This is a genomic window from Acinetobacter lanii (assembly GCF_011578285.1).
Taxonomy (GTDB): domain Bacteria; phylum Pseudomonadota; class Gammaproteobacteria; order Pseudomonadales; family Moraxellaceae; genus Acinetobacter; species Acinetobacter lanii.
In genome coordinates, this window is sequence record NZ_CP049916.1 from 1,734,075 (window position 1) to 1,759,158 (window position 25,084).

A 25,084-nucleotide genomic window follows, 5' to 3' on the forward strand; every position below is an offset into this window, starting at 1 on the left:
TGATGAATCGCCGAATATGAGTAAAGCTGACTACAAAAATCCTGTTCCAAGTAAAAGCCAACATGCGCTCATTGTTCAACAATTGGGTTTAAAAATCGTTTCTGGTGAGATTGCTGAAAACGAAAAAATTCCCTCTGAGCTTGAACTATGCGAGGAATTTCAGGTGAGTCGTCCTGTCTTTCGTGAAGCAATTCGTGTACTGAATGCCAAAGGTCTCACCTACTCACGCCCCAAAATTGGCACTGTGGTTCGTCCCCGCGATGAATGGTATATGTTGGATCCAGATGTGTTGTTTTGGCTGATCCAATCTACGCCTGAAAATGAGTTTTTTAAAACCCTGTCGACTGTACGTAAAGTGCTTGAACCTGAGTTGGCGTATATCGCAGCGAGTACTGCTACTGAACAAGATATTGAAAGCATTAAAACGGCTTATGATGGTATGGAAAAAGCCAGAACAGTGGCTGAATTCATTCAACCTGATATCGAATTCCATTTAGCCATTGCCAAAGCGACGCATAATGATTTGCTGGCATATATGTCTAAAATGTTGGTTCTTCCCTTACAGCATTCGATTCAAGCAACCAGCTTAAGACCCAATTTACAAAAGCATTCTTTACCACGACATAAAGCAATTATGACTGCGATCGAAAATAAAGATCCGCTGTCTGCTCGACATGCCTCTTTGGTGCAACTTGAAGATGCCAAGATGGCTTATGATTTAATCAAAAAGTAAGCCATAGGCTTATTCGAACAACGTTAGATGAATTTATGAAGACTTTAAAAATTACCTGTGTTGAGAAAGGCGTACTGATCAACAAAGCATTTCAATTTGATTTTCCAAATGAATATACCGAGTATGAACAACTGACTCAGCAAGAGTTTTATGACAAAGTTCACGATCAAGATGTATTGATCATTAGTGATTTAAAAGTCGATGCACGTGTTCTTGAGAATAACCCTAATTTAAAATTATTGGCATTGTGCTCAACCGGTTATGATCATGTAGATGTTGCTTTACTTAAAGCAAAAAACGTCAAAATTGCGAACATTCGAGGTTATGCAGGTGATGCAGTGGCTGAGCATGCCTTCATTTTGATGATGAACCTGATTAAGAACTTTGCGTCTCAAGTCAATGCTGTACAACAAGGTCAATGGTCCGAAGGTTCGGTGTCTTTTTACCTTGCTGCCCCGATTCGAGAATTAAAAAACAAAACTCTAGCGATTTTAGGTAAAGGTGAAATTGGCGCCTCATTGGCAGAAAAGGCAAAAGCCTTTGGCATGAATGTCATTTTCAGTGAACGTAAAAATGCAGTGACATGCCGTGACGGTTATGTACCTTTTGATCAAGCGATTCAGCAAGCCGATGTATTTTCATTACACTGTGAACTCAATGCTGAAACACGCGGTATGATCGATGCGGATGTACTCAGCAAAATGAAAAAAGACAGCATTTTGGTGAATGTTGGTCGAGGCGGATTGGTGAATAATCAGGCTGTTGTAGAAGCGCTTGAAAGTGGTCATCTGGGCGGTTTTGGTGCTGATGTGCTTGATCAAGAACCACCACCTAAAGATCATCCATTATTGAATGTAAAACACCCTAATGTGATGATTACAGCACACATTGCGTGGGCAACAGATGAAGCACAAGAGCGTCTGTTCTCCATTTTAGAAAGCAATGTGAATCAAAATATTCAAGGGCATGACCAAAACCTCGTTTGAGTTAAATGCGCTTTGTGATAATGCAAATAAAAAATGATCTTCATCTGAAGATCATTTTTTTTTGAATATAAAGTGCGTTTTGCATTCCAGCACTCTCATTCCTAGCTTAGTGCTCTATCAATATGCCCATTGAATCAACATTCTAAAAAATCCCGCAATGATGGCTAAGGTTAAAAATCCTCCTAACCATAACACAATAAACCAACCTGTCTGATTCAGCTTCATTTGTGCAACTCCTCAGTGATAACCTCGGTCTCCTACTCGTACTTTATCGCGGAACACCCAATAGGACAGTCCTGTATAAAACAGAATAATGGGAATGAGCACCAATGCACCAATTAAGGCAAACATTTGACTACTTTGCGGAGCGGCAGCCTGCCATATCGTCACTGATGGCGGAATAATATAAGGCCATAAACTGATTAAAAACCCGGTATAGGCCAAAACCACCAAAACTAGGGTATAGATAAATGGGGCAAATTCTTGTCGTTGTTTAAGTGCCCGGAAGATTAAAAATGTAAATAATGCCACCAATACTGGCACAGGACTAAAATAATATAGGTTCGGTGTACTAAACCAACGTTCTGCAATTTCAGCATGTGCCAAAGGTGTATATAGACTCACCGCACCAAATAATATAAATAAACAGACCGTCAGTTTGGGCATCAGCTTAAACATACGATCTTGTAATTCATGATCCGTTTTAAAGATCAGCCAACCACACCCGAGTGTGGCATACAATATGACCACTCCGAGTCCAGTGAATAAGGAAAATGGAGTCAACCAATCTAAGCCTCCTCCAGTATAAATTCCATTTGTGGTTTTGATACCCTGAATATAAGCACCTAAAATCACGCCTTGTAAGAAGGAGCTAACCATTGAACCACCAATAAAAGCTTTGTCCCACAAATGTTTGGTTCTTTTGGCCTTAAATCGAAATTCAAACGCTACACCTCGGAAAATTAATGCCACCACCATTAGAATAATCGGCATATACAATGCAGATAAAACAGTGGAATAGACCAATGGGAATGCAGCAAATAACCCTGCTCCACCTAATACCATCCAAGTTTCATTGCCATCCCAAACAGGTGCGACAGTATTCATCATCACATCACGTTCTTCAGCTGAGGAAATGAATGGAAATAGAATCCCAATTCCTAAATCAAAACCATCCAGAATCACATAGATGAGTACACCTACAGCGATTATCACGATCCAAATCATTGATAAATCAATCATCTTTACGCTCCTGAGGTTGAGAAGAAGATGGCGTTATAGCGTGATCATCATCGATCGTACTCAAAGGTCGATTTGAGGCTTGAATGACATCACGATCACTATGTGCAACTGAATGAATAAATTCCGGTCCTTTGTGCATCATTTTGAGCATGTAATAGATGCCAATTCCAAAAACAACGCAGTACACCAGTACGAAAATAATTAAGGTCAAACCCACTTGCTCTGCAGATACTGGAGATAATGCATCTTTGGTACGTAATACCCCATAGACCACCCAAGGTTGCCTACCGACCTCAGTGGTAAACCACCCTGCAAGTAATGCTATAAAACCTGAAGGTCCCATTAAAATTGCAAAACGATGTAACCATGAAGCATTATATAAACGCTGATTTTTTCTGAGCAATACACCTGACATTGCCAATAAAATCATGAGCACCCCCATCCCCACCATAATGCGGAAACTCCAAAACACCACCAATGAATTCGGGCGATCCTCTGGTGCAAACTCTTTTAGACCTTTGACTTGACCATCCAAAGTATGGGTCATAATCAGGCTACCGAGGTTTGGAATACCAATAGCATATTTGGTTTCTTCGGCTTGCATATCGGGGATACCAAACAGATAAAGTGGCATCCCTTCGTTGACGTTGGTTTCCCAATGTCCTTCAATCGCTGCGAGTTTTGCAGGCTGGTGTTTCAGTGTATTGAGACCATGCATATCTCCAACAAAAACTTGCAATGGTGCAAGAATAAGGATCATCCACATGGCCATAGAAAAGGACGTTTTAACTAATGCATCGCGTCGACCTTTAAGTAGATGCCATGCTGAAGTTGCTGCGACCAATAATCCTGAAACAAGAAAGGCTGCAATGGCCATATGCGCCAACCGATAAGGAAATGACGGATTAAATACGATTGCAAACCAGTCTTGCGGCACGATAATGCCATTTTCGATGCTAAAACCTTGGGGTGTTTGCATCCAGCTATTGGAAGACAAGATCCAGAACATGGAAATACACGTGCCAATTGCCACCATCAACGTGGCAAAGAAATGTGTCTTAGGACCAACACGTCCCCAGCCAAAGAGCATAATGCCTAAGAAACCTGCTTCTAAAAAGAAGGCACTCAAGACTTCATAGGAAAGTAATGGCCCTGTTACACCGCCAGCAATACGAGAAAATTCGCTCCAGTTGGTTCCAAACTGATAACTCATCACCACGCCAGAAACGACACCCATACCAAAGGCTAGAGCGAAAATTTTAATCCAAAACTGAAATAAATCTCGGTAAACAGGATCTTGAGTACGTAACCAACGCCATTCTAAAACGGCTAAGAAACTGGCTAGTCCTATTGAGATTGCAGGAAAAATAATATGAAACGAAACAGTAAATGCGAATTGGATTCGCGCCAATTCAAGTGCAGTAAAACCTAAATCCATATCTTCACCTTATTTATTGAAATTTGCGGGTGAGAAGCTTTGTTATGATTGAGATATGAATAAGATGATAGATAAAGTGTTTATACTTACAAGCTTAGATATGTAAGTACAGAACACCGCTTTTTGGTCGAGGAGCAAGCTTCATTTTTAAAGAAGCGGCTGTTTCAGTCTCCTAAATTCATAAAATTTTTAATTAATTTGGATACTCATGAGTGAGACATCAAAGGGTTGAATTGTTGACTTCTTTTTCTCTGCCAATCTCATCAATCCCGATGAGATTGGCTTAGCTCAATAACAAACTACCTTAGATTTTTTCTTAAAATCTTACCCACTGCAGATTTAGGTAACTGCTCAACAAACTCCACATATTTAGGCAATTTATAATTGGTCAAATGCTCTCTCAAATAAAGTTTAATATCCTCTTGCGTTAAACCATGATGTTGTTTCACTACAAATGCTTTAGGGACTTGTCCTGATTTTTCATCAGCAACCCCAATTACTGCACATTCAAGTACTTGAGGATGTTTAGAGAGTACACCTTCAACTTCATTGGGATAAACATTAAATCCAGACACCAAAACCATGTCTTTTTTACGATCGAGCAATGAAATATAGCCTTGCTCATTCATACAGCCAATATCACCCGTGAGAAAAAAGCCATCTGCGGTAAACACTTCTGCAGTTGCTTCAGGTTGTTTCCAATATCCTTTCATGACTTGAGGTCCACGAATAGCAATTTCTCCTGCTTGATTTAATTCAACGCTTTGACCTGATTCATCAAGAAGGACAATATCTGTACCGGGAAGTGGCAGTCCAATACTGCCACTGAAGCGTCGGCTCAAAGGCGGATTAAAGGTTACTGTTGGGGATGTCTCGGACAAACCATAGCCTTCATAAATATGACAGCCCGTAATTTCATACCACAATGCTGCGATATTTTTTAAAACGGCAGCACCCCCACCTGTGGTGGATTTTAAACGAGAATGATGGGCTGTTTTAAAACGTGGATGATGAATTAAGGCATTAAACAGTGTATTGACCCCTGGAAATACGGTAGGGGGATGTCGTTGATATTGGTCAATCAAAGCATCTAAATCACGAGGGTTGGCAATGAGGACATTGGCAAAACCGCGAAACAATCCATAGCTGAGTAAACAAATGGTAAAACCATAAATATGATACAGCGGTAAAGCACAAAAAATATATTCATCTGGTTCAGCGACACGATCACCAAAATGACTATTAAACACGGTGCTGTTTTGGGCGATATTAAACAGAATATTACGATGTGTCAGTTCAGCACCTTTCGAAATACCTGTTGTTCCTCCGGTATATTGCAGTAACGCAGTATCCTGTTGTGCCAATTCAGGTGACTGGATCTGAATATGCTCTACCTGATCGATCGCTGTTTTAAAATGAATGTGTCTTTGTTTTGCTTCAGTATTGGGTTCATCAAATGTACGGCTACCCTGTTCATTGTGCTGAGGCAAAATAAAATCGAAAGGATCAGTCGATAAAATATATTTCAGTGTTTCGCATTCTGTGAGCTGAGAAAATTGAGCCAAAGTATGATCAAGCAAAATTAAAACTTCTGCACCTGAATCTTTTAGCTGATGTAATAATTCTCTTTGGGTATACATTGGATTGACATTCACCAAAATATAACCCGCACGGAGAATCGCATAGATCGCAATCGGATATTGAATAATATTGGGTAACATCACCGCAATACGACTACCCTTCGCTACACCTAACTGCTGTAGAAATGTGGCTAACTTTTGGCTATAAATGTCAATCTGAGCATAACTAAAAGCATGATCTTCATAGAAAAATGCGGTGCGATCTTTAAATTTTTTTAAATTGTCATCAATCAGATGAACCAAAGTCGTCTCTGGGGCTGGTTCAACCAAATTTGGGTTGATATTCCATTTTTTATATTCTTCCATCCATGGCCGATGAATCATGTAATGCTCCATGTCTTTTGATCGATTTATTGTTTTTATAAAAAGACCCATAATCGAGGTGATCATGGGTCAATTTGTTTAATCAAATTTAAACTCTTCAGGGGTGAGCAAGAATAGACTCTCACCACCGGCCTGAATATTCGCAATATGCGTAGTCGTTCTTGGCAAAATTCGCGCAAAGAAGAATTGTGCTGTTTTGATTTTAGCGGCATAAAATGGATCTGAATCTCCTGCTTCAATTTTTTGCTGTGCTGTCACGGCCATTTTCAACCACAAATAAGCAGAGACGACATAGCCTGAGAAGAACAAGTAATCGACTGATGCAGCACCAATTTCATTGGCAGAGCTTTGAGCCTGTGCCTGAATGGTTTGAGTCAACGTCAACCATTGTTCAGTCAATTGGCGTACTTGTTCAACTTGCTGACTAAACTGAGCATGTTGCTGGTTTTCTTGCACATAGCCTTGAATTTCGTCAGTGAGCGCCGTGAGTAAACTTAATTTAGAACCGAGCACTTTACGGGCCAACAAATCGATGGATTGGATTTCGGTGGTACCTTCATATAGGCTGGCAATACGTGCATCACGAGCGATTTGCTCCATGCCATGTTCGGCAATATACCCATGACCACCGAACACTTGCATGCCATGTTTCGCGGCTTCTACGCCAGTTTCAGTCATCAAGGCTTTTGCAATAGGCGTTAACAATGCCAAACGGTTTTCAGCCGCTTTCTTCTCTTCAGGATTGTCCGTTGCTTCAGCTATATCTGCATAGGTTGCCAAGTAATAGGCTAAAGCACGTGAACCTTCTGCAAAAACTTTCTGTGTGAGCAACATATTACGTACTGCAGGATGCACAATAATCGGATCTGCAGGTTGATTCGGTGCTTGGGCTCCTTCTAGTGAACGCATGGCTAAACGGTCTTTGGCATAAGCCAAAGCCCCTTGATAGGATGACTCCGCTGCTGCTAAACCTTGAATAGCTGTACCAATACGTGCCGAATTCATGAAGGTAAACATGCAATTCAAACCACGATTTTCAGGCCCGATCAAGAAACCTTTGGCATTTTCGAAGTTCAATACACAGGTGGCATTACCATGGATCCCCATTTTATGTTCAATGGCACTACACACCACACCATTTCGAGATGCAACATTGCCCGCTTCATCTAAATTGTATTTCGGTACAATAAACAGTGAAATGCCTTTTGTGCCTGCTGGTGCATCAGGTAACCGCGCTAAAACGATGTGTACAATATTTTCAGCCAGATCATGTTCGCCTGCTGAAATAAAGATTTTTTCACCACTGATGCTATAACTACCATCGCTATTCGGCACAGCTTTGGTTCGAATTAAACCCAAATCTGAACCTGCATGTGATTCAGTTAAACACATCGTACCTGTCCAACGACCAGCAATCAGTGGGACAAGGAATTTTTGTTTTTGTTGATCTGTACCGTGATGCTCAAGCGTACGCATTGCGCCATGAGATAGCCCTGGATACATGCCCCAAGACCAGTTGGTCGCCGTGATAATTTCAGAAATCGCAATACGATAGAGTGTTGGGAATCCTTGACCGCCATATTGTTCATCGCCTGTGAGCGATGTAAAACCCAATTCAACATATTTGTCATATGCCGCTTTAAAACCATCTGGTGTGGTCACGACGCCATTTTCTAAACGACAGCCTTGTTCATCCCCAATGGCATTGATGGGCAATAATTCGTTTTGGCAGAAATCAGCAGCAACTTCTAAATATTGCTCCATTATGTCCATTGAAACTTTATCTGCAAACTTGGCATAGCCTTGATATTTTTGTTCAACATCAAGTAAGTCTTTTAGAACAAACTTCATATCTCTTAATGGCGCAATATAATTTCTCATCGTAATTCCCTTGTATGAGTTTTAATTGGTATATTTATGACAATAAATTTCATAATACGAAATTATGTTTTAAATCGAATATAATATAAGTTCAAGGATAAAATCTAGTCATTCTGTGAATTTTCTCATTCAAAAGCATCAATTCAGATATGAAAAAACCACAGATTCTTCTGTGGCATTTCATTGATCAATCGTTATATGATAAATTTTAATAAACAGAATGTTGTTTCATAAAGCGAAATATTTAATTAAGAGGAGTCATGATGACCACTGCACAAATGAATGGACTTGAATACTTAACTGCGATCAAAAATGGAGAACTCCCTGGTTCTGCCATGTCGCAGATCATTCCCATGCAACTCAGTGTGGTAAGAGAAAATTATGTGGAATATGAAGTCTTTCCGGATGAACGCCATTTCAATTTACAAGGTGGAATTCATGGTGGCTTCTGTGCAACTGTTTTAGATAGCACGACAGGTGCTGCTGTACATACAACCATTGAAGCTGGTGTGAGCTTTTCTACGATTGACTTAAATGTCAAAATGCTAAAAGCCATGAAAACGGGTGAACGCTATACCGCGATTGGTGAAGTGATTCGTGTCGGTCGAAATGTGCTGACTTCAGAGGGTCGTATCGTCGATCAAGACGGTAAAATCTATGCGTTTGGAACAGCAACTTTATTGGTCACAGGGCGCAAATAAAGCTTGATTAAAGCTTTAAAATCCTCGCTTATGCGGGGATTTTTGATGGATTAGACTATTCATTACTTCCAATCAAAAAGACCACAGATCTGTTTAGATCTGTGGTTTCTATCCTCCTGATGCTTACTTTATGCAGCAGGATTTTCAATGACCATGGCTAAACCTTGCCCCAAGCCGATACATAAGCTGATCACAGCATACTTTTTACCTGTACGTTGCAATTGACGTGCTACAGTTAAGGCTAAACGTGCTCCTGAGCACCCCAATGGATGACCAATGGCAATGGCACCACCATTTGGATTCACACGTGGGTCATCAAATGCAACATTTAGCCCTTTCAAGCAAGATAAAACTTGGCTCGCAAAGGCTTCGTTGATTTCGATAATATCCATATCATCCAAAGTCAAACCTGCACGATGAACTGCTTTTTTAATTGCTTCAATTGGGCCCGCACCCATGATGCGTGGCTCAATGCCAGCGGCTGCAGAAGACAGGATACGTGCTAAAGGTTTTAAGCCATACTGTTCCTGAACTTTTTCACTGCCGATAATCAGTGCTGCAGCGCCGTCATTGATTCCTGATGCATTACCTGCTGTTACCACACCGCCTTCAAACAACGGTTTAAGTTTAGACAATGCTTCAAAATTAGAAGATGCACGCGGATGTTCATCTTCTGTCACTTGTTTAGGTGGTAACTTACGACCTTGAGAAACCTCGATTGGCGTAATTTCACCCTCGTAAAATCCTGCTTCTTTTGCTGCTTGGTATTTGGCTTGTGATGATGCAGCAAACGTATCTGCCTGTTCACGCGTAATACCAAATTCTTCAGCAACATTATCACCGGTTTCTGGCATGCTGTGTCCACCAAACTGATCAGTAAACTTACGATTTGGGAAACGTGTACCAATGGTTGTGTCATAAATTTTTGCATCACGTGAATAAGCACTTTCGGCTTTACCCATCACAAATGGTGCGCGTGACATACTTTCGACACCACCTGCAATATAGAGATCACCTTCACCTGCAGTGATTGCGCGTGCAGAATCAATCACTGCACCTAAACCTGAAGCACACAAGCGATTAACTGTTTGACCTGGAACAGTGACTGGCATTCCTGCCAAAAGTGCAGCAAAACGTGCCACATTACGACTGTCTTCACCCGCTTGGTTGGTACTACCAAAAATCACATCTTCTACATCGGCAGCGGGAATGCCTGTTTTTTCAAGGAGATTTTTAATGACTGTCGCAGCCAAATCATCAGGACGTACACTCGCTAAGCTACCTGCATGACGACCGATTGGAGAACGTAAACCATCATAAATATAAGCATTTAACATTAAGGTTATTCCTTTAACTTTTCTTTAGTGTGTTGTTGTATGAATCAATGGAAGTCCAAGCTGTACGCGACGACGTAACCAAGGACTTGGACGGTAACGTGGATCGCGTGTGATCGCGGTCATACGGTCTAATGTTTTCAGAATTTTTTCAGCACCCAATACATCGCCCCATTCGATTGGGCCATACGGATAACCCAGACCTAATTTGACCGCGATATTGATATCTTCAACGGTAGCGACCCCTTGTTGGGCAATATCACAACCGAGATTGACAATCATGGCCAATGCACGTTGCGCCACAAAGCCTACACTTTCTTGGATGACGCTTGTGGTCACTCCATCTAGATTAAACATTGATTGAGCGGCTTGAACCAACGCTGGTCGAGTCACAAAGGTCGGCATTAAGGTCCGGTGCTTATTTAGACCATACAGAAGATCGATACAGACCACTTGTTGTGGTGCAACTTGATAACGCACTGCTGCTGACGTGGCATCCTCACCATAGGTTGCGATCAAAATCAGTGCATCCGTAGACGGGGTATCAGCTTGCTCAACTTGAATATTGAACTGCTGTAAATAGTGCTCCAATGCCTGACGGTCTTCGCTATATTCAGTACCCAGCCACACGCTATGATATTGATCTAACTTTTCAAGCAATGTTGGGGGCACATCGCCTTGTTTATTGCCCGAACTATAGTCATAAAACCCTTTACCTGTTTTACGACCTAACTGTTTGGCAATATAGCGTTGACGTGTAATGACACTTGGACGATAACGTGCTTCTTCATAATATTGGTGGTAGATCGATTCGCTCACGGGGTGTGACACATCCATACCAGTTAAATCACCCAATTCAAATGGCCCCATTTTGAAACCAATCCCGTCACGGTAAATACGATCAATATCGTAAAATGGGGTCACATTTTCATTCAGCATCGCATAGGCTTCACTACCAAATGCACGACCTGCATGATTAATAATAAATCCCGGTGTGTCTTTGGCTTTGACTGGACGATGCCCCATTTTAGTGGAAAGCTGAATCAGTGCATCCACAATGTCAGGATGCGTATTAAAACCTTCAATGACCTCAACCACTTTCATCAGCGGCACAGGGTTAAAAAAGTGATAGCCTGCAATCCGTTCAGGTTGGGTACAATTTGCCGCAATCGCACTGATCGACAAAGATGATGTATTCGATGCCAAAATAGCTTCAGGTTTAACAATCCCTTCGAGTTGCTGCATTAGCTTTTGTTTGATGTCTAGATTTTCAATAATGGCTTCAACAATCAAATCACAATCTTTGAGGTCTTCAATTTGCTCTGCAATCAACAAATGAGCCAAATCTTCAGCCGCTTTTTCATGGCTAAATTTACCTTTGTCTGCCAGTGTGGTTAAGGTTTTGGCTAACTTTTCTCGTGCTTGTTCAGCAGCGCCTGCTTTGGCATCAAAGAGCACCACATTATGTCCAGACTGAATCGCAATTTGCGCAATCCCCGCACCCATTCTCCCGACGCCAATAATGCCAATTTTTTGAATCTGAATCGTCATGCTTATCGTCCTTGATAATTCGGTTTACGTTTTTCAATAAAGGCTTGCATACCTTCCTTTTGATCTTGTGAAGAAAATAGCATCTGGAATGACTTACGCTCTAAAGCTAGCCCTGCATTCAGGGGGACATCTTCAGCCAATAGTGCGACTTCTTTAATTTGTTCTAACGCAATCGGCGGAAGCTTGGCTAAGCCTTCAGCCATTTTGATCGCTGTTACTAGGGTTTCAGCATCTTCAGTTACTTGTGACACTAGACCGATTTGATAGGCTTCAGGTGCAGGCACTAGACACCCTGTCATAATGATACGCATGGCGTGAAATTTACCCACTGCACGGAATAAACGTTGGGTTCCACCAGCACCTGGCATCACACCAACTTTCACTTCAGGCTGTCCAAACTGCGCACTTTTTCCTGCAATAATAATGTCGGCATGCATGGCCAACTCACAACCACCACCGAGCGCATAGCCATTGACTGCTGCAATCACCGGTTTTGAACATTGTGCTATCGCTTGCCAGTAACGTTCTGTACGACGTTGCATCATTTGAATAGATTCGGCTGTCGCCAATTCTTTGAGGTCAGCCCCTGCTGCAAAATCAGTTTCACCGCCCGTCAAAATAATGGCACGCACCTCAACATCATCATTGAGTTCTAAGAATGCAGCTGCAAGTTTTTGGCGTACTTCTGTATTTAAGGCATTTTTAGCCTCTGGACGGTGAATTTTAACCATCGCCACATGAGGCGAAATACGCTCGACCTGAACAACCTGCTCCATAAAAAACTCCATTTATTTTGTATAGCGAAATTTTATTTTATATAAACCTAAAGTTTCTGCTGCGACAAATCAAGCTTTTTTTGAACAATAAAATGGGAAAATAGCTTATTTATAAATTTAGAGTAAAAACTCTTGTCTGTTTGTGGGTTTTGTGATTAATTAATTTCGCAATACGGAATATAAATTTCTTTATATGATTTTATACTTCATTTAAGCAATGATTCATCACAATGCAAAATATAAGATCATCAATAAAGAACTTTAGGGTTATGTGAATCAGTGGATTTAACAACTTGAATAACTGTGAGAAAGAACAACACACTTTCCGAGAGGAATAGAAAGGGAATATCGAAATGGCACAGGAACGCTATTTCAAAAAATAGAGGATAGAAAAATGACCAGTGATACGCTAGTAACTGGGGCTGAAAAACCGGTAAATGCTCCCATAGATCAACCGGTTCAAGCACCAAAGCGCCTATGGATGACGGCTTTCGTTTTTGCGTTCTTAATTTTACTTTGTGATGGCGCAGATATTGGGATTTTGGCATTTAGTTTAACCAGTTTAAAAGCTGAATGGGGACTCAGCACTGTACAAGCAGGTGCATTGGGTAGTTATTCTTTATTGGGCATGGGAATCGGTGGTTTTGTCGGTGGCTGGGCATGTGATCGCTTTGGTCGCGTTCGTGTAATTGTACTCGCGACCATTGCCTTTTCTATTTTGTCTGCTTACTCAGGATTCGCACAATCTTATACAGAATTTGCGATTTTACGCACTTTATCTTGCCTCGGTTTGGGTTGTTTATATATCGCATGCAACACCTTAATGTCGGAATATGTACCCACCAAGTATCGTACCACGGTACTGGCGACATTAATGACCGGTTTTACATTAGGCTCATTAGTCATCACCATGATTTCAGGTTGGATTATTCCTGAATTTGGTTGGCGCATGCTGTATTGGCTTACCATCGCACCTTTAGCCTTAGGTATTTTAATGCACTTCATGGTGCCTGAACCCGAATCTTGGAAACATGTTCGTGCACTGAAAAAATCAGGTCAGATTGTGGATAATGATGCCAAGAAAGGCAATCCATATATCACGATTTTAAAAGACAAGACCCATGGCAAAATGTTTATCCTGTGGTCTTTTAGCTCAGGTTTTCTGTTATTTGGCTACTTCGGTGTAAGCAATTGGTTGCCAAGCTATTTAGAAGCTGAACTCGGGATTAAGTTTAAAGAAATGGCGTTGTATATGGTGGGCACATTTATCACCATGATGTTTGCCAAAATTATTGCCGGTTATGTCGCAGACAAAATTGGACGTCGTATTGTTTTTGCTTTTGGCACCATGGGGACTGCACTGTTTATCCCAGTTGTGGTGTATATGCATACTGCTGAAAATATTGGCATATTGATGCTGATTTTCGGTTTCTTATATGGGATTCCGTATGCCATTAATGCAACTTATCTGACAGAAAGCTTTCCTACGGCAGTACGGGGAACTGCCGTTGGCGGGGCATTTAATATCGGGCGTATTGGTGCGATTTTTGCCCCGATCACCATTGGATATTTAGCCATGCATGATTCGATCGGCACAGGCTTGATCGTCATGGGTGCGGCATATTTCTTGTGTGGTTTGATTCCAGCACTGTTTATTAAAGACCGTTTATACGATCCGCAAAAGGCGGAGTAATTTTAAGGAAGTCAGTATTGGCTTAGTGGATTAGCTTACTGGCTTCTTTTTATTTTTAAGATCACGTTTCCAAAAAATATGAATAGAAAGCGTTTAAATCAGGATTAGGAAATCATCTTTAGGGATAAAAGAATGAAAAAATTAATTTTGGCGAGTTTATGTGGACTTGCATCAGCGCATGTATTTTCAGCAGAAATTTCTGAAGAACGAATCCAGTTTTTAGAATCACAATTGCTTAAAATTCAAGCTGAATTAAATGAGCATAAGTTGGCTCAACAAGAAATCAAATCACAACAGCAAGAGCAACAGCAAGTTCAAGCGAAAGAATCAAAATCTTTAAGCAAACTCTTAGATAACGTTGATGTCTATGGCTTAATCCGTCTCGATGGTGCAGTCGATTTCAAAAGTACACCTGAAGCGCGTGGACGTACCATCAATCAGATTAATAAAGCCCCTTTTAAAGAAGCGGACTCGACACGCTCTGATTTTACAGCCGCAGCAAGCCGTATCGGATTTTTAGCCAAAGATCTTAAGGGCGATCCTAATATTTTTGCCCGTGTTGAAACCGATTTTTGGACCAATGCAGGTAAAGGTGATGGCGGACTTCGAATTCGTCATGCTCATCTTAAATACTATAACTGGACTATTGGTCAGGCATGGTCACTGATGTCTACGCCTGAGATCAGTACGCAAAGTGTGGATTACAGTTTATTATTGGGCGGATCTGTTTTAAGAACACCTCAAGTGAGCTATACATGGATTTTAAATAATCAAAACAGATTAAATGCAGGTATTGAATATATGGCTGGAGGAGATAGATCTTCGGCACTCCCCGCCTTTACCACGAAATTTGTGCATAACTCAGAGCACCTACACTTGCTTGCTCAAGGTTTTATTAATGAGAAACAAGCGCAAACCGCAGAGGGTGATATCAATAAAATGGGTTGGGGTGTTGGCGTAGGTGGACGCTATAGCTTTAATGATCGGCATTCAGTACAAGGGAATTACTTCCATATCGTGGGAGATCAGCGCATTGCATCTTTCTTAACACAAGGTTCAACCACGGATGGTAGTGCTTGGGGTGGTGATTTTTCAGTGGATAGCACCCAAAAACGTCTGCTGCTCAACTCATTTAACAGCTTAAATTTAGGCTATTCACATAAATTCAATCCTAAACTAAAAGCTAACCTTTCAGGCAGTGTGGTTGCATTTGATGACTCAAGTGATTATGCAAAAGCCAACCCAAGCAGTAATAAGATGTTAACCGACTATGTCGCCAATCTTATCTATTCACCAGCACCGAATATTAATTTAGGCTTGGAATATCATCAGGGTAAACGTGAAACTTTTGATCATCAGGAAGCTGATATATCTCGTCTAAATTTATCTGGAACCTATAGTTTTTAAAGCATATGAGACCTTAATACAGCTTTCAATTGCCATAATTGGGCTCATTTTTGTGAAAAATAATGTTGATGCAGTCATAAGTGCAGTCTGATTTATCCGTAAAATATCAAAACATTGAGTGATAAATCAAAACTGCCATCCTTCACGGACTACCGGATGAATGTCTATGTATTAATATCCTTGTTCAATTTCATGCAAGGTGTCTTCATAGGCATGTAATTGTTGATAGGTATTTGGATCTGAAGCACATGCAGTTAAGGTAAATAGCATCATCAGCATAACAGCCGCTTTTTTCATGGGAGACCTCAAAATCAAAGAGATAGACAATTAAGATGTGCAAATAATAATCTCTTATCTGTTTTTTTTATAATATATAAAAGGAATGATCATAATCGTTTTTTTATTTTTTATAATCTAATCATAATGTTAAGTCTTAGAAATGAAAAAAATCCAAACATAAATGAATATATTTGGATACTGATCTTGCACATTTGACTGATTTTCAACAAACATATTTGATCTTTATAAAACTTTATAAGTCACTCCTGCATAGACACCAAATCCATCCCCGGGCGTGAGTCTTGCCGCATCTCGACCTTGATCGTTAAAACCTGGGGTCACGGTTGACGCATATTTTTTATTGGCAATATTTCTAAAATCTAACCACGCCGAATAAGGTTGCTGGGCTTGCTGATAACCGAACGTTGCTCCCCAAATTTGGTAATGATCTGCATAATGCGTGTTGGCATAATCTATGGCTATTTTTGATGCATATTCGGTATTCAGCGCAGCATAAAATCCTTGCGGATGCTGGAACTGTAATTGTGCTTGATAGAAATGTTTTGGAATCCCTGCAAGCTCATTTTTATTAAAAATCGGATCATGTTTGTAGTGAAAATCACTCAAGGTATAACTTTGTTTTAATGAAACTTCACCATAATGATCATGACGCCATAATGATGAGTTTAGCCCAATTTCAAGCCCTTGATGAATCGTATCTGAGGCATTCGACTCAGCGATCACTTGATTGGGTACAGGCTGTAACTCTACTGCCAATAATTCATTTTGCACTTGGGAATAATAGTACGCAATATCCCAATCCCCTAACCATGATTGACCTCGTCCACCGAGTTCAAGCGTATGCGCAGATTGTGTATCAATATGAATTGGTTCACGTTGTCGTCCGATGGACGCTTCATGACCTGCATTATTACCTTCATTAAATTTCTGATCTGAACTCCAAATCATTGACCAAGGATGTGGCGCTTCTACGCTTCGGCTGATATTGGCAAACCATTGAGTCTGTGGCGTCATTTGATAGCGTAGACCGAGACTCGGTGCCCAATTCCATTCACTTAATTCTACTTTTTGGCTTTGCACTGGCCATGTGACTTGGCTTTGCCTTTGCATATAGGCAAGGTTGATACCACTTACCAGCCAAAATTCTGGGTTTAATTCAAACTCATGGTTAAAACTCAAGACATTGTCAGAACCTGTATGTTCAAAATGACGTGTTTCAGTACCTGCTTGAATATTATTTTGATTAACCCGATAACGTTCAATGATCTGTTGATCGCTTGGAATATCAGTGGTACTGCGCAGTCCGATCTTGAAACGATGTTCATGTCCTAACCAAGTTGCTTGTTTTTGGTAATTCATAAACGCCGTAATATCGTCATAATCGACCTGAGTACTGTATATGCCTTCTTGCAGATCCATCGGAAAATGATGGTAGGCCAAACCAAAGTCGAGTGTTCCCTGCTCATGTAAATTAATTTGTGTTTTATTGGCAAGCCACACACTGCCGGGTTGTGGTCGGTTGCTGTTATACAGCACATTATTGGGATTGGCTTGTTTAGGATCATCACTCAGTTGTGCTTTAGTGATTCTTCCCGGAGTTTGATGTTCTGTTTCCCGATAACGTAAATAACTACGGTTTAAAATATCCGGTGTGATTTGATAACCCACATTGGCGGCAATGCCTTTGGCCGAACTTGAAGAATGCTGTTGGAAACCATCGCTGTCGGCATGGGATAGCGATACAAAATAATCTAAATCGCCAATGTGTTGTCCTGAGCTGATGTGGCTGCGTTGATAACCAAAACTGCCCCGCTCATGGTGGATGGCAAGCTTGGCTGCATCTTGCCCTGTTGGTGTGGCAAAGTTAATAGCCCCACCTAAAGTTAAAGCGCCAACACGGTTACCATTGGCCCCCCGATAGACTTCGGCATGATCGACCCATGCAGCATCGAGCAATTCATAAGGTGTGCCACTTGGGCTGGTAAATGGAATGCCATCGAGTAAAACATAGGTACCTGAACCATGTGCGCCTGAACCTCGATTGATGCCCGAACCCCGGATTGAAAGTTTTACACCTTCATTGCCTGCGGATTTTGCATAGACCCCGGGTTGATAACCCAATACATCTTCATTGCTATTGAGTTTACGCTGACGTAACAGCTCTGCATCGATAAAATTGGTCGCGCCATTCACTTGTTGAAGTTGTTGTTTGGCGAGGGTTTTATTTTTTTGATCTGTAGCAGATTGGCTAAGCTGAATGACGGGTAATGTCGTCACTGTAGATTCAGTTTGCGACTCCGTATTTAACTGAATATTGTTCAGCTCAACAGCATGCACAGATGAGGAAAGAATCAGCCATAGACTGCTGAATAGAACAGTCGGTGGTGTTGCAACTTTTAGTATGAATGGCCTCATAACATTCCTTTGTCTTGTCTCTATGTTTTGTTTCTATGGTTTGTCGTTATTGCGCAGATTATTTAGGCTAATCAAAAGCGATAAAATGGCGTTTTATCCGCATCATGTTAAAAAATAATTTAAATAGCAAGCGGCTTTTATGCGCAAAAATAATGCGTTTTTAGATCATGATTCGATCTTTGGCGCTATTTCAAAATTTAGCCTTGATTGTCTGCGAACAGGCACAGTTATTTTTTTTCAATTTTCAAAAAATATTTAAATGAGTGCTAGAAAGAGTCGATTGATTGAGACGTGGCGAATCGCCTGATGCGTTTTAGAGTGCGAATTTGATTTAAAGTCTATTTGGCATTCATTTTGCTTAAAAGTATTACGTTTTATAAAAATAGTAATATTAGGCAGATTGCTTATGAGTTATATCGCACGAGAACTCACGCCCAGAACCAAAATTCTGTTTGGCTTCGGCTCCTTTTTGATTCCTATTTTACTGTGGTGCGCCGTGAGTTATTTGCCTTTTATTTGGCATCCACAAGTCCAAATCACTGACTCAGGCAGTGTGCCTTTTTTACAAGAAGGCAGCCGTGTAGACAAACAAGTCTTTTATAGCGAAGCGCAAACTGCGGTTAATCAAGGCGCCGCACCACCACAAGGAAAATTGGTCAATCCGATTTATTTGCCTGCACCGCATGAAGTGGCCAAAGCTTTAGTGACCGCCTTTAATACAGCACCTCAACAGGAAGGCGCACCGTGGTTCCATGAAAGCCTCTGGCACAGTATCAAATTGGTGTTTAGTGCTTTTATCTTGTCTTCAATTATCGGTGTTCCTTTAGGGATTTTGTGCGGTTTTTCCAACAAGCTTTCGCAATTGACTGAACCTTTTGTTGAATTTTTCCGTTATCTGCCTGCACCTGCTTTTGGGGCACTTGCCGTTGCCATTTTAGGGATCAATGATGCGCCAAAAATTGCCATTATTGTGATTGGAACCTTATTTCAACAAATTCTGATTATTGCCAATACCACACGCTTGGTTGATAAGAGCCTGATTGAAGCCGGTTTTACCCTCGGAACCAACAAACTCAAAAGCTTATTTCATGTGGTGATCCCTGCCGCACTACCAGAAATTTACCGTGATTTGCGTGTGCTACTGGGTTGGGCGTGGACCTATTTAATTGTGGCTGAACTGATCGGCAGTACTTCTGGAATCACGTGGTTCATTACCCAACAAGCGCGTTACCAAAATTTTGACAATGTCTTTGCTGCGATTCTGATTATTGGTGTCATTGGACTGGTCTGCGATGTAGTGCTGATGAAACTCGGACAACGTCTATTTAAATGGAAATTGGGAGCAAAATAATGAATCAAACATCACACCCTCAAGCTGAACCGACTCATGCACGTGTACAACCCGATTTCAACGCCCGTGAATATTTCGATCGGATTTACCAACGCCCTGTGATTTTGGAAGCCAAAAAACTCACGCAAACCTTCAAACATGGCAAAACGCAACGCACCATCTTAAATGCACTCGATTTGAAAATTCATAAACGTGAATTTATTTGTGTGATTGGCCCCTCAGGGTGTGGCAAATCGACTTTTAGCCGTGTGGTGGCTGGCTTAGACCCTTATACCGAGGGTGAAATTTTGGTGGATGGTCAGCCAATTCTAGGCCCAAGTCCTGAACGTGGCATGGTGTTTCAAGGCTATACCTTATTTCCATGGAAAACCGTAAAAGAAAATGTCATGTTTGGCCCACAAATGAAAGGTCAAAGCCATGCCAGTGCTGAAGCCCATGCGCGAGAGTGGATTAATATTATTGGTCTAGAGAAATATGAAAATCAGTACCCACACCAGCTTTCAGGCGGGATGAAGCAACGGGTTGCGATTGCACGCGCCTTGGTCAATGAGCCTAAAATTTTACTCATGGATGAACCTTTTGGTGCACTCGATCCCCATACCCGTCAAAAAATGCAGCGCCACTTGATGGATCTTTGGCAGAACATTGATATCACCATTATTTTTGTCACACATGATATGGATGAGGCAATTTTATTGGCTGATCGTATCGTTGCGTTAAAAGCCAATCCAGGTGAGATCAAAGAAATTATCGAAGTGGATTTACCACGTCCACGTTCGCCTGATGTGATACTCACGCCTGAGTTTAAAGCTTTAAGACAACGTGTTGATCAACTGGTGCATGCTCAAGAGGATGAACTCGACCCAGCATTGGCTGATTTACCGAGCATTCCACGAATGACGCAAGTCAGTCATCGCAAATGAGAGAGCAGCTATGTCGTATTTGTATTTACTCATTGCGGTGATTGCTGAAGTAATTGCCACGTCTGCCTTGAATGCATCCAAAGGCTTTACTCAAGTTGCCCCCACAGTCATAACCTGCATGGGTTATTTGATTGCCATATATTTTCTATCCCTCACCATGAAAAGTATTCCAATGGGCATCACATATGCATTGTGGTCAGGTGCAGGTATTGTCTTTATCTCCACCATTGGTTGGGTGGTGTTTAAACAGCATCTTGATGCCGCCGCGATGATTGGATTGGCTTTTATCTTGTTCGGCATTGTGATTATCAATGTCTTTTCCAAGAGTACCCATGTTTAATCCAGAGCTATCTAAAGTCGATTACTATTAATCCATTAAATCAAAGCCCAGTGAATGACGACTGGGCTTTGATTTATTTTATATGTAAAAGTTAGAACCAACTTTATTTAATGTCTTGCACTAAACTTGGATAAATCAATCCATCGGCATTTTGTTCAGTGGTATACACACCATTGATGACATTGAATTTATTGACATGATAAGTTGAACCATAAATCGACTCAAAACCATCAGCTTTAGTGAATATTTTTTTGTTGTCAGCTAAATTCAGTAAATGTGTCCCTTCAATAAATTGTTCATAGGCTTTTGGATCGACACCGACTTTATTGGCCATGATCTTTACTGCTTCATCATGGGTCGCAGGATCATTGATAAACTTCACCGTTTTGTCCCAGACTTGAATGATTTTTTTCCATTCTTCTTTATGTGCTGACAAATGGCTCATGTTGACGGTCAAAGTGTCATAAATCAGCCCGGGTTTGTCTTTTGAGCTATAAATGATTTTTGACCCTGCGACGGCCTTTAATGCTTGATTTGCCACAGGTTGCCATACTGCAATTGCTGATACATCAGGTGTATTAAACACTTGAGGTAATTCATTGGTCATCGAATTAATCAAGGTATATTGGTTGGGTTGAATTTTGGCATCGCTCATTGCAGTCGATAGTAATAAGTGATCGACCAAACCTTTTTCGACCGCAATTTTCTTGCCTTTTAACTCTTGAATATTGTTGATGCCATTTTTGGCAATAATCACATCATTGCCCGCAGAATAATCAGTCACCATAATCATGGCACCTTGGGTTCCACCTGAGGCAATCACCAAATTATCCCCATTGGTCACGGACAAAGCATCAAGTTGATTGGCTGCAAATGCATTAATGGAAGCTGAGTAATCAAACCACTTAAATTCAACATTGACGCCTGCTTCTTTAAAAAAGCCTTTTTCAATCGCCACTTGCCAAGCGACCCAACCTGGCCAATCACTATAACCAATCGTAATCGGTTTGGTATTCATACTCCCTGTTTCGTTTTTGGTTGGTTCAGGAATTTTGGCGGTATTGTCACACGCCGTAATGAAGAGGCTTAAACAGGTCGAGAGTGCTAAAACGGATTTTTTGATCATGGTGCAATTTCCCCTATGCCATTGCATTCAAATTTTGTATTACTCAGTTGTTTGGATTGAATATAGTCACGCCATCCGCCAAAGTGACTAATATCGGTGGCCTCGGCTAAAGCATATCCTTCACAAATGAAGCCTTTAACCCATGAGCCATCACTTAGCTCTACATTACCAATACCAAGGGGTGCAGGTACTTCCGCGACGATTTGACCAAATGTTGCCAATGGAATATCCCAAACCTCGACTTCAATAGCACGACCTTGAGGATTGAGTTGTAAGCCCGGTTTCGGTGGCTGGGTGTTTTTCAGTGCATATAAGCTGTAATGTGCTGCAGTCTTGGTTTTTTGCAGCAATGTCCCACCGCGTGTCGTTAATTGGAAATTCAAGGGCATTCCCGTCAAATGTGCACCGACCACCGCCAACTTGACACTATGGGCTGAACTGATCTGTGTTGAAGGTTGATACGTCTGCGAAGATGTTCCCAAATTTAAGCCCGTCGCGTGTTGCCATTTTTGTGCAAAATTCGCTAAGGCCTGATCCATCCATGCAGACGCTATAAAGGTCACGCCACTCGGTAAACCATCACCACGAATGGTGTTTGGCAGTGCGAATGCAGATAAATCAGCAAAATTAACAAAGTTGGTATAGGCACCCATATGGCTATTTTTTAGCAGAGGATCGGCTTTGACCTCTTCAATTTTATAAATGGTAGGTGCGGTGGGTACCATTAATGCATCATACGATGCTAAAGCAAGGTTAATTTTTCGTGCTAAATCTGCACGTTCATATTCGGCAGCCATACTGACGACTGCGTTAAATTGATCCGCTTGTGAAATGATTTGATGAATCACCGGATGAGTGACTTCTCTTTTCACCCGTTGTTCTACCGCATAGGTACGCTCTGCCACCCACGCTTTATTGTATAAGGCTGAAGCCAATTGGTTGAATACTGTAAAATCGATGGATTCAACTGTATAACCAAGTTGTTTCACCCGTTCGACTGCAAGTTGAAATGCCTGTTCAGATTCAGCGTCGCCGTAGAATTCAAGCTGGGCAGGAATTGCGATTTTTTGCTTAGAAAATTGTGTAGGTACGTTGCTCGGATGCTGACGTGAGTATTCATCTTTTTCATCATAACCTTGCATGATTTGTGCGACTTGCCATGCATCATCCGTGGTCAATGCAAAAATAGACACCACATCTAAAGTACGACATGCAGGAATCACTCCATAGGTTGAAAACCAGCCTTTGGTCGGTTTTAAGCCCACAATATTATTATGTCCTGCCGGTACACGACCTGAACCCGCCGTATCTGTGCCCAGTGAGAATGGAACCATTCCTTTTGCCACCACGACCGATGAACCTGAGCTTGAACCACCACTGATATACTCTGGGTTAAAGCTATTTTTGACAGCGCCATAAGGTGAACGTGTTCCGACTAACCCTGTGGCAAATTGATCGAGATTGGTTTTTCCCACCACGATTGCACCCGCTCCTTTGAGTTTTGCAACCACGGTGGCATCCTGAGTTGCCAAATATTCAGCTTCTTTACAGGCTGCCGTGGTATAGAACCCTGCAACATCAATATTGTCTTTGACTGCAAAAGGAACACCGTAAAGCGGAAGCTCATCTGCATTTTTGTTTTTTAACGACTCAATTTGAGCAGAAAGCTGTTGTTTTGATGAGATAGAGATCCATGCATGGTCATCATTTTGAATAGAAGCCACATAATTAAATAAATCATCCAATTGAATCTGTTGATGTCGATATGCATTTTTCCAATCGTGTATGGTCCATAAGGTCGTCATGATTGTTCTCCTTGTTCAATTTGATTTTGTGCAATAGGTGGCATCACAGCATCCATCAGTTCTAAGTGAACTTTGATCACCCCTTTTAGCGCAGTGAATTTTTGACTAATCATTTTCAAATCAATACTTTTGCCCTGAAGCAGCATCACTTCTAGAATTTTTTGATCATCGAGTTGAATATGCAGTGAGCTGACCACTTGAGCGATATATTGTTGTTGTAATTCAAAAAGTTGCTGTCTTAATGTTTTAGAGCTTAGGTCATATAAGAGTGTCAGTGTTCCGACCATGACTTCATTGCGTTTGGCTTGATCATCGATTAAATGTTTATTGATCATGTCGACGATGGCTTGCGAGCGACTTTCATAGTGTTGCTCGACGATTTTTTCATCCAAAGCGTTGAGTGTGGTTTCAGGCACAGTGATGCTAATGCGTGCCAATTTGGTTTTAGGCACGTTTTTTATCCTTATATGTGTGAGTTTGTGCTAAGTGAAATCCGGCACGTGACGTCAAAATTTCGATCAGAAAAATGATCAAAGGATGTTTTCTATGGGGAGTTTTTGCAGGTGTGGTCATGTGCATCTCCTAAATAATACTTTTTATAAATTTCGTATTACTAAAGAAATGCAGTATCTGTGCCAATAATTTTTATTGTTTAAATATCATGGTTTTTTAGATAGTGTAGCTAACTCAATCGCCTATAAAACAGCAAAAAAGCACAATTATTGTGCTTTGATTGAGGGAGTGGTTTTTATGATGGTTCAAATTAGCTTATCAAACGTTTTAAGTGCTGTTTTTTTGAATTCGAGCCCGTAGCTCGTCTAAAGTAAGCTTTATCTTTTTTTCACTTTTGGCTTGTACTGCTTGTTGCAATAGCCATTCATCTTCCGAAAGACAATCTTTCAAAATTTTTTTTGCATTTTTCAAGATTCGATTTTGACTTTCGGTACTACGTTGCATTAAGAGTTCTTCTAATTTTCTAGCCATCGTTGGTATTCTCTTTTGTTTTAGACATCCGAAAAACTTACTACAAAGCGTGAATGGACAATCTTGTTCAGTATCCTATATATGCAAACAATAATTAAATGATAGCCAATTTATAGACTTATTTAAAGCTCAGT

General features: G+C 41.0%; 23 protein-coding genes. 8 read left to right on the forward strand and 15 right to left on the reverse strand.

Going from position 1 to position 25,084, the window contains the following annotated elements; genetic code table 11:
* The first annotated feature begins 16 nt into the window (after positions 1-16).
* Complete coding sequence (locus G8D99_RS08145; RefSeq protein WP_166324266.1) at positions 17-733, forward strand: FadR/GntR family transcriptional regulator; 717 nt, start codon at positions 17-19, stop codon at positions 731-733.
* A gap of 35 nt (positions 734-768) precedes the next feature.
* Positions 769-1,719, forward strand: coding sequence for an NAD(P)-dependent oxidoreductase (locus tag G8D99_RS08150; RefSeq protein ID WP_166324269.1), 951 nt, complete (start codon positions 769-771; stop codon positions 1,717-1,719).
* Between the two features lie 117 nt (positions 1,720-1,836).
* Here G8D99_RS08150 and G8D99_RS08155 read toward each other — a convergent pair whose 3' ends face one another.
* The 5 genes from G8D99_RS08155 to G8D99_RS08175 form a co-directional block, all read right to left on the reverse strand.
* Positions 1,837-1,944 carry a DUF2474 family protein gene (locus G8D99_RS08155; protein ID WP_166324272.1) on the reverse strand — a complete coding sequence of 36 codons (108 nt, stop codon included), beginning with the start codon at positions 1,942-1,944 and terminating at the stop codon, positions 1,837-1,839.
* 12 nt (positions 1,945-1,956) lie between these two features.
* Entirely contained in the window at positions 1,957-2,961 is a 1,005-nt protein-coding gene (gene cydB / locus G8D99_RS08160) for a cytochrome d ubiquinol oxidase subunit II (protein WP_166324275.1), read from the reverse strand.
* Positions 2,954-4,399, reverse strand: coding sequence for a cytochrome ubiquinol oxidase subunit I (locus G8D99_RS08165; RefSeq protein WP_166324278.1), 1,446 nt, complete (start codon positions 4,397-4,399; stop codon positions 2,954-2,956). The genes cydB and G8D99_RS08165 overlap by 8 nt, the downstream gene beginning before the upstream one ends.
* A gap of 299 nt (positions 4,400-4,698) precedes the next feature.
* Positions 4,699-6,363: an AMP-binding protein gene (locus G8D99_RS08170; RefSeq protein ID WP_166324281.1), complete on the reverse strand. Its 1,665-nt coding sequence runs from the start codon at positions 6,361-6,363 to the stop codon at positions 4,699-4,701.
* 78 nt (positions 6,364-6,441) lie between these two features.
* Entirely contained in the window at positions 6,442-8,244 is a 1,803-nt protein-coding gene (locus G8D99_RS08175; protein ID WP_166324284.1) for an acyl-CoA dehydrogenase C-terminal domain-containing protein, read from the reverse strand.
* 263 nt (positions 8,245-8,507) lie between these two features.
* Between G8D99_RS08175 and G8D99_RS08180 the strand changes: the two genes are divergently transcribed.
* Positions 8,508-8,945 (forward strand): PaaI family thioesterase, encoded by a 438-nt coding sequence (locus G8D99_RS08180; RefSeq protein WP_166327645.1) that lies wholly within the window; start codon positions 8,508-8,510, stop codon positions 8,943-8,945.
* Between the two features lie 128 nt (positions 8,946-9,073).
* Here G8D99_RS08180 and G8D99_RS08185 read toward each other — a convergent pair whose 3' ends face one another.
* Genes G8D99_RS08185 through G8D99_RS08195 form a run of 3 tightly spaced genes read right to left on the reverse strand, consistent with a single transcriptional unit; the run spans position 9,074 to position 12,606 of the window.
* A complete protein-coding gene (locus tag G8D99_RS08185; RefSeq protein ID WP_166324287.1) occupies positions 9,074-10,282 on the reverse strand; it encodes a 3-oxoadipyl-CoA thiolase in 1,209 nt (402 codons plus the stop codon).
* Between the two features lie 24 nt (positions 10,283-10,306).
* Positions 10,307-11,830, reverse strand: coding sequence for a 3-hydroxyacyl-CoA dehydrogenase (locus G8D99_RS08190; RefSeq protein ID WP_166324290.1), 1,524 nt, complete (start codon positions 11,828-11,830; stop codon positions 10,307-10,309).
* A 2-nt stretch (positions 11,831-11,832) separates the two neighbouring features.
* Positions 11,833-12,606 (reverse strand): enoyl-CoA hydratase, encoded by a 774-nt coding sequence (locus G8D99_RS08195; protein ID WP_166324293.1) that lies wholly within the window; start codon positions 12,604-12,606, stop codon positions 11,833-11,835.
* 394 nt (positions 12,607-13,000) lie between these two features.
* Here G8D99_RS08195 and G8D99_RS08200 point away from each other — a divergent pair, with 394 nt between their 5' ends.
* Together G8D99_RS08200 and G8D99_RS08205 are read left to right on the forward strand one after the other, a co-directional pair.
* Positions 13,001-14,299, forward strand: coding sequence for an MFS transporter (locus G8D99_RS08200; protein WP_166324296.1), 1,299 nt, complete (start codon positions 13,001-13,003; stop codon positions 14,297-14,299).
* A 132-nt stretch (positions 14,300-14,431) separates the two neighbouring features.
* Positions 14,432-15,706: a DcaP family trimeric outer membrane transporter gene (locus G8D99_RS08205; RefSeq protein ID WP_166324299.1), complete on the forward strand. Its 1,275-nt coding sequence runs from the start codon at positions 14,432-14,434 to the stop codon at positions 15,704-15,706.
* 171 nt (positions 15,707-15,877) lie between these two features.
* Here the strand turns inward: G8D99_RS08205 and G8D99_RS15795 are convergent, their stop codons facing one another.
* Together G8D99_RS15795 and G8D99_RS08210 are read right to left on the reverse strand one after the other, a co-directional pair.
* On the reverse strand, positions 15,878-16,003 hold the full coding sequence (locus tag G8D99_RS15795) for a putative periplasmic lipoprotein (protein WP_264821708.1): 126 nt from the start codon (positions 16,001-16,003) through the stop codon (positions 15,878-15,880).
* Positions 16,004-16,228: 225 nt separating this feature from the next.
* Positions 16,229-18,421, reverse strand: a complete 2,193-nt coding sequence (locus G8D99_RS08210; RefSeq protein WP_166324302.1) for a TonB-dependent receptor family protein — start codon at positions 18,419-18,421, stop codon at positions 16,229-16,231.
* A gap of 406 nt (positions 18,422-18,827) precedes the next feature.
* On the opposite strand from G8D99_RS08210, the gene G8D99_RS08215 reads away from it, so the two are divergent.
* Genes G8D99_RS08215 through G8D99_RS08225 form a run of 3 tightly spaced genes read left to right on the forward strand, consistent with a single transcriptional unit; the run spans position 18,828 to position 21,035 of the window.
* A complete protein-coding gene (locus G8D99_RS08215) occupies positions 18,828-19,772 on the forward strand; it encodes an ABC transporter permease (protein WP_166324305.1) in 945 nt (314 codons plus the stop codon).
* Complete coding sequence (locus G8D99_RS08220; protein ID WP_166324308.1) at positions 19,772-20,695, forward strand: ABC transporter ATP-binding protein; 924 nt, start codon at positions 19,772-19,774, stop codon at positions 20,693-20,695. The genes G8D99_RS08215 and G8D99_RS08220 overlap by 1 nt, the downstream gene beginning before the upstream one ends.
* A gap of 10 nt (positions 20,696-20,705) precedes the next feature.
* Positions 20,706-21,035 carry a DMT family transporter gene (locus tag G8D99_RS08225; RefSeq protein WP_166324311.1) on the forward strand — a complete coding sequence of 110 codons (330 nt, stop codon included), beginning with the start codon at positions 20,706-20,708 and terminating at the stop codon, positions 21,033-21,035.
* 103 nt (positions 21,036-21,138) lie between these two features.
* On the opposite strand, the gene G8D99_RS08230 is transcribed toward G8D99_RS08225, so the two are convergent.
* The 5 genes from G8D99_RS08230 to G8D99_RS08245 form a co-directional block, all read right to left on the reverse strand.
* On the reverse strand, positions 21,139-22,161 hold the full coding sequence (locus G8D99_RS08230; protein WP_166324314.1) for an ABC transporter substrate-binding protein: 1,023 nt from the start codon (positions 22,159-22,161) through the stop codon (positions 21,139-21,141).
* Positions 22,158-23,966, reverse strand: coding sequence for an allophanate hydrolase (gene atzF, locus G8D99_RS08235; protein WP_166324317.1), 1,809 nt, complete (start codon positions 23,964-23,966; stop codon positions 22,158-22,160). Before atzF ends, G8D99_RS08230 begins: the two co-directional genes overlap by 4 nt.
* Positions 23,963-24,418, reverse strand: a complete 456-nt coding sequence (locus G8D99_RS08240) for a CopG family ribbon-helix-helix protein (RefSeq protein WP_166324320.1) — start codon at positions 24,416-24,418, stop codon at positions 23,963-23,965. Before G8D99_RS08240 ends, atzF begins: the two co-directional genes overlap by 4 nt.
* Positions 24,411-24,539, reverse strand: coding sequence for a hypothetical protein (locus G8D99_RS15800; RefSeq protein ID WP_264821709.1), 129 nt, complete (start codon positions 24,537-24,539; stop codon positions 24,411-24,413). Before G8D99_RS15800 ends, G8D99_RS08240 begins: the two co-directional genes overlap by 8 nt.
* Positions 24,540-24,746: 207 nt before the next feature.
* The gene (locus tag G8D99_RS08245; protein WP_166324323.1) at positions 24,747-24,950 is read right to left on the reverse strand and encodes a hypothetical protein; all 204 of its coding nucleotides are present in this window, start codon (positions 24,948-24,950) and stop codon (positions 24,747-24,749) included.
* Positions 24,951-25,084 lie beyond the last annotated feature (134 nt).